This is a genomic window from Microcystis sp. M53603_WE2 (assembly GCF_030065435.1).
The window spans coordinates 1-5806 of sequence record NZ_JASJFF010000006.1 but is presented as its reverse complement, the minus strand read 5'-3'; the positions used below and the strand labels follow the sequence as shown (position 1 = coordinate 5806).

The 5806-nt window shown below is 40.1% G+C and carries 4 protein-coding genes; 3 read left to right on the top strand and 1 reads right to left on the bottom strand.

Annotation, left to right across the window (positions count from 1 at the left end; translation table 11 throughout):
• Positions 1–214 precede the first annotated feature (214 nt).
• Positions 215–1855: a DUF655 domain-containing protein gene (locus PX481_RS00160; protein ID WP_288093017.1), complete on the bottom strand. Its 1641-nt coding sequence runs from the start codon at positions 1853–1855 to the stop codon at positions 215–217.
• Between the two features lie 221 nt (positions 1856–2076).
• Between PX481_RS00160 and PX481_RS00155 the strand changes: the two genes are divergently transcribed.
• The 3 genes from PX481_RS00155 to PX481_RS00145 form a co-directional block, all read left to right on the top strand.
• Positions 2077–4503 (top strand): dynamin family protein, encoded by a 2427-nt coding sequence (locus tag PX481_RS00155; protein WP_288027081.1) that lies wholly within the window; start codon positions 2077–2079, stop codon positions 4501–4503.
• Between the two features lie 206 nt (positions 4504–4709).
• On the top strand, positions 4710–5573 hold the full coding sequence (locus PX481_RS00150) for a formylglycine-generating enzyme family protein (RefSeq protein ID WP_288093013.1): 864 nt from the start codon (positions 4710–4712) through the stop codon (positions 5571–5573).
• Positions 5574–5588: 15 nt separating this feature from the next.
• Positions 5589–5806 (top strand): hypothetical protein (locus tag PX481_RS00145; RefSeq protein WP_288093019.1); only part of this gene is annotated, 218 nt, incomplete at its 3' end.

Below are 5806 nucleotides of genomic sequence, written 5' to 3'. Positions count from 1 at the left end.
GACTTTCAAAAACCTTGCATTATCCTTCTTGTGGTACATCGCTTGGTACAAAAAACAAGGGCAACAAAGCCTGAAACGACCGACTCCTGACGACCGGCTACTGACTCCTACCCCCAGGAAAAACTTTTTCAGCAGACCCTACCTACTTAGCTTGCCGTAACAAGGGAAAATTGCTAGTTTTTGTCTATGGCAAAAAATACAGACGAGACAATCATTACCAGCTGACTTTGCCTTTGAGCTTGCTAATTTTTCCCTGACCGATTCCCGATACTCGATCCAAATCTTCTAGGGAAGTAAAGGGTTTTTGTTGCCGGGCAGCGATAATTTTTTCGGCTAATTTGCCACTGATACCGGGTAAACTATCTAGTTCTTCTCGCGTGGCGGTGTTTAAATTAATTAAGCGATCGCTTTTAATTGTTACAGATTGGGGGCAGTTTTTTCTATCTTGTTCGATCCGATTTTTAATAGTTTCCGGCAGTCCTAATTTAGCGGTACGGTAAAGATATTGAAATTCTCGATCGAAATGAGCGGCAACGGTGGGATTATCGATAATAACTAAAGCTTCATCGTTTTGATGGTTAGCGGCTCTTGACCAATTATGAGAACCAGTAATCACAATTTTATCATCGATTAAACCGAATTTATGGTGTAATTTATCTCCCCGGGCTAGATCGGGAACTCCTAGGGTATTAATTGGGTTTTGCCAAGGCTGATTATCTGGTTCATAACGACATTTATTACTGAGAGCAACTCCTAATAAATCTAATCCTTCGCTATAGTATCGGAAGGCAAAACTAGGATCAATTAAAGCTTTAATTTCTATCCCTTTTTGATGTCGTTGGGCGAGAATATTAGCTAAAGGCTGTTCCGTCAGGACAAACAGGGCTAAATTCACGGATTTTTTAGCTTGATTTAAAGTTTCACCGATCAGACCATTGCTAGTAATTGCCCAGGGATAAGCGGTAGAATCGGGGGAAAATTTGACCGTCAGACTACTATTACCGATAGTAATTGTTTGTGGTTTTCTCTGGGGTTTATCTAAGCCAAATTTAGGACTATCTTCCCTTCCCCACATCAGATTAAATTCTCTTTGAAAAACTCTAGCTAGTGGGGGATTAGTAATTACTAATAAGTGATTGGCATTCCCGACAGTTTTGGGATTAGAAAAGTCTCCATGAATATCACTTAAGGTATAGTTAGCTGAACTGATTAAAGTAGTGTGATTGTCAAGAACCATGAATTTATGGTGCATTAAACCGCTACCTTTTGAGCGATCTGCACTATCATCAATTAGGGGAATACCCGCTTTTTTGAGGATAGTAATTGCATCTCTTTGGGCGATTTCCTCTGGACTTAATTTACCATCTCGATTTATGTCAACTAAATCAAAAAGGTTTTGATAACGTTCCTGTTCTCGATCGCTTGATTGTTCTTGGTTTTTGGCTAAAGTATGAATAGGTTTATTGTAAATATTTTCGAGGATAACCCTAACTTTAATTCCCTGCTGCTGACGAGCAACTAAAGCTTGAGCGATGGCGGGTAAACGTAACTCTTGCACAGCTAGATCGATCGAACTTTTGGCCGAGTTGATATTATCAATAATAACCTGTTCTAAATTATCCCCCGGGCGATTAATTTGGCGATAGGGATCGGTATAATTTGAACCCTGGGCTTGATTATAATTAAAATAGACTTGAATATATTGATCTTGGGGCAAGGGTTGGGGACGATTTTGGATAACATTCAGAGAATGACAGCCACCCAAAAGAAAAACTGTTCCTAACAAAAATCCCAACTGTCCCATAGGCCGAATTTTTTTTAATCTCAATTTATCTATTGCCATTTTTGTCCACATAATTATCATTACCCTAGGATTCAGGAGGGAATTTTTACCTAAGGAGGTTCTCGGAAATCTGTATGTACTAAATTGATTATAATCAATCCTGATTCTAGATTGAAGACGATGGCTTTGTCTTTGATTGCTTAAATCGCTGACCAAAGATGTGACATCTAGTTAGGGAATTTTGTTATCATGTGGGGAATAATAGCACTGTTCTTCTAGATTTGGGTTTTACCATGACTGAACTTTTACCCCAATGCAGTAATCTGGCTGGTAATGTTAACAGTATAATTGAACTATTGAAAGGCGAATCCTCTCTCCGCAATCAACAGGATACCAGCAAGATAGAAATTGCCCTACAAAAAGCCATTTCTCCCAAATTTGAAATCGTTTTCGCCGGTGCTTTTAGTGCTGGGAAATCAATGTTAATCAATGCACTTTTAGAGCGAGAATTGCTGTATAGTGCCGAAGGACACGCAACGGGTACGGAATGTTATATTGAGTACGCAGAAGCTGATGAGGAAAGAGTGGTTTTAACCTTTCTCAGCGAAGTAGAAATTCGTACTTTAGTCGATACCGTCTGTCAAAATCTGCAATTAACCAATCCCAGTAACATTAATTCCCCCGAATACTGTAGTCAGTTAAACCAATACTGTCAAAAAATTATCGAACAGGAAGGGGGAGAAGGCAAATCCGAGCGAGCTAAACAAGCTCAGGGTTTAAAATTATTAATTGAAGGATTTACTCAAAATCGTGAGCGGATCCATACGCTGCATAATGCCACCTATTCCATGGAACAATTTCACTTTTCTAATTTAGCAGAAGCGGCAAGTTTTGCCCGTCGTGGTAGCAATAGCGCCGTCTTAAAACGTCTAGAATATTACTGTCATCATCCTCTCCTTAAAGATGGTAACGTTTTGGTAGATTTGCCCGGTATTGATGCCCCAGTCCAAAAAGATGCCGCCTTAGCCTATCGTAAAATAGAGCATCCTGATACTTCGGCAGTGGTTTGTGTTTTAAAGGCTGCTTCTGCGGGAGAATTAGCCACAGAAGAAACGGAATTACTCGAAAAAATTCGCTCTAATGCTGGTATTCGTGATCGAGTTTTTTATGTTTTTAACCGCATCGATGAAACCTGGTACTCAGCCCAACTAAAACAGCGTTTAGAAAACCTAATTCAAACGCAATTTCGTGATACTTCCCGCATTTACAAAACCAGCGGACTTTTAGGGTTTTATGGGTATCAGGTGAAAAATCAAACCAATATTAATCAGCGTTATGGTTTAGATTCTATCTTTACCGAAAGTGTTAAAAATTTAGGAGGAGAAGAAGAAACACCGCAATTTGTCAGCGAGTTTAATAACTATTGTGCCAACTCCGGTAAATTACTGGCAACTCCCTTTAAAGTTTCCATCCACGGTTATGAAACTCCCAATAAAAATTATTTCCGAGTTTTAAGTGAGTGGGGAACTCCTTTACTAGAGCAGTTAATTGCTGATAGCGGTATCGAAGAATTTCGCACGGCAATTACTCGTTATCTCACGGAGGAAAAGCGTCCGCAATTGTTTGCTAATTTAGCCGATGATTTACAATCTCTCTGCATTACTCTCAAAAATTATTATCAAGGGATTTATAGTGATTTAGAAAGTCAACCACGAGAAATTGAGGCGATGAAAGCTCTGGAGTTAAATCACCTCAATCAAGAGTTAAAGGAAGTGGGAGAGAAATTAACTAAACATATCGATGGTTATGTCAATGCTGTCGTGGTTAATAGCGATGAAAACTTTGAGGAAGACTTTAAGAAACTGAAAGCGAGAATGGTATCAAGATTGGATGAGTTATTAAATACTTTTTCTGTTAAAAATGCTTACTCGCAAGCGACTTTAACTCATCCTCGCAATGCTACAGCACCTTTATTAGCAGTATTAGTGGAAGCTTTTTATTATCTGTCTAACCAGCTAGAAGATGTGTTAATTGAGGAGTCAACCAGTTTAATTAGTCGCTTTTGTCAGCGTCTTTTAGATGCGGTAAGGCAAGGTGATTATTATCGGCAAGTATATCGTTTATTGGGTAACAATGGTGGCATAGAAAATCAGCTAAAACAGCTAGAATTGCAGTTAATTCATGCCTTGATTTCCGAAGCAAAAACTGAGTGCGATCGCTATGTACGAGAAAATCATAATTTTTACAACGAAGGCACTTTTTCGATCTTTCAATTTCGGCAAACTGTGCAACAAACTGCCCAAGGTTATGACTGTGAAAGTATTCTTGCTGCCGAACCTGCTATCCGTCAATTACTTAAGTTAGATTTTGAGCCAAAAGTATCAGCGACAATTCATAAAAATTTCCGCCAAACTGTTAATAATACTCTGAAAAATCAGTTGATACCAATGGCAAAAAAACAAGCGGATACTATTCTACAACAGTTCAATCAAGCTCGTTCTTATCTAGAACAAACTTTAGAACAGGAAGCGGCGGAAAAAATTGCGAATAATGCCCGCAAACAGGAAGAAATTCACCAAAAAATTGAGGATTATAACCAAGCGATCAACTCTCTCAATACTTGTTTAACTGCTATGGGTTTACAGAAAAATAATTTACCTGTAATTGGTGAACAAGAATTAGAGATTGTCCCTGAAGTTGTTAATCACTCCAGTAATTAATATGGGGAGTGGGAAGGTGGGAAGTGGAGGGAAAACCATCCATCTATCAAAAACCGATTTGCTGTCAAAGCAAAAAATTAATTAAAATTAAAACTCATCGGGGGATAAGCGATCGAAGTCTTGTTATTCTTAAACTGGTAGGTTGCGAGATTTTTTTAGGCTCGCAGCTGAACCCGATCAACCGATAACCGATAGAGGGGTGCAGAATGGGAGAATGGTTAGATTTTATCGATGAAGTGGTCACTGTTAATGGCAAAGGTGAGGAAATTAAACGGGAAAAAGTCACTAATCGAGGTTATAAATATTTTTTAAGCAAAAAAACCTTTTTAGAAATGATTTCTATCCCTAGCGGTCAATACCTCATCGGTGCGCCCAAAAGCGAGTTAGGCTGGAAATTGAGTCAAAGTCCCCAATCTCCGGTTAATATTCAGGCTTTTTGTCTGAGTCGCTACCCAATTACCCAACGACAATGGCGCGAGGTGGCAAAATTAGAACCGGTAAATATTGAACTTAATCCCTATCCGGCCCATTTTGAAGGTTACGATCGCCCCGTAGAACAAATTAACTGGTGGGAAGCGGTGGAATTTTGCGATCGCCTATCCCGTCTCACGGGACTGAATTATCGTTTACCCGCAGAAAAAGAATGGGAATACGCTTGTCGGGGAGGTACATCAACCCCTTTTCACTTTGGCCCGACAATTTCCACTGATTTAGCCAACTATTCCGGGGTGGACTGGGATTATGGCGGCAAAGTGTGCAGTTATGGTCGTTATGGGGAAGGTTCCCTAGGATGCGATCGCAGAGAAACCACACCAGTGGGAATGTTTGCCGTCGCTAACCCTTTCGGACTCTACGACCTGCACGGAAATGTCAGGGAATGGTGTGCAGATTACTGGCGCGATAACTACGAAGCAGCCACAATAGAAGATAGGGACAGACGAGTTTTACGCGGGGGTTCCTGGAATGATGGCCCTAACAAATGTCGCTCGGCCTACCGAGTCAAATTTATGGCTACTGCTGGACTCTATGATATTGGTTTTCGTGTCGTTAGCGATAATTCCCCTTTATAGAACCGATCAATCTTTGTGTCCTTTGTGTCTTTGTGGTTAGTTCCAGTCGCTCGCTGGCAGGAATGTGTCTTAGAGTACATTTTACCCACCAAACCCAAGAGAGCCGATAGTGTTTCTTGGGGACTTCTGGAGTTTTCGAGGATGAAACGGGAATTAGAGAATTTATTGGGACGGAAAGTTGATTTGCTAACGAAAAAATCGATCGAGCAGAGTCATAATTGGATTCGTCAACG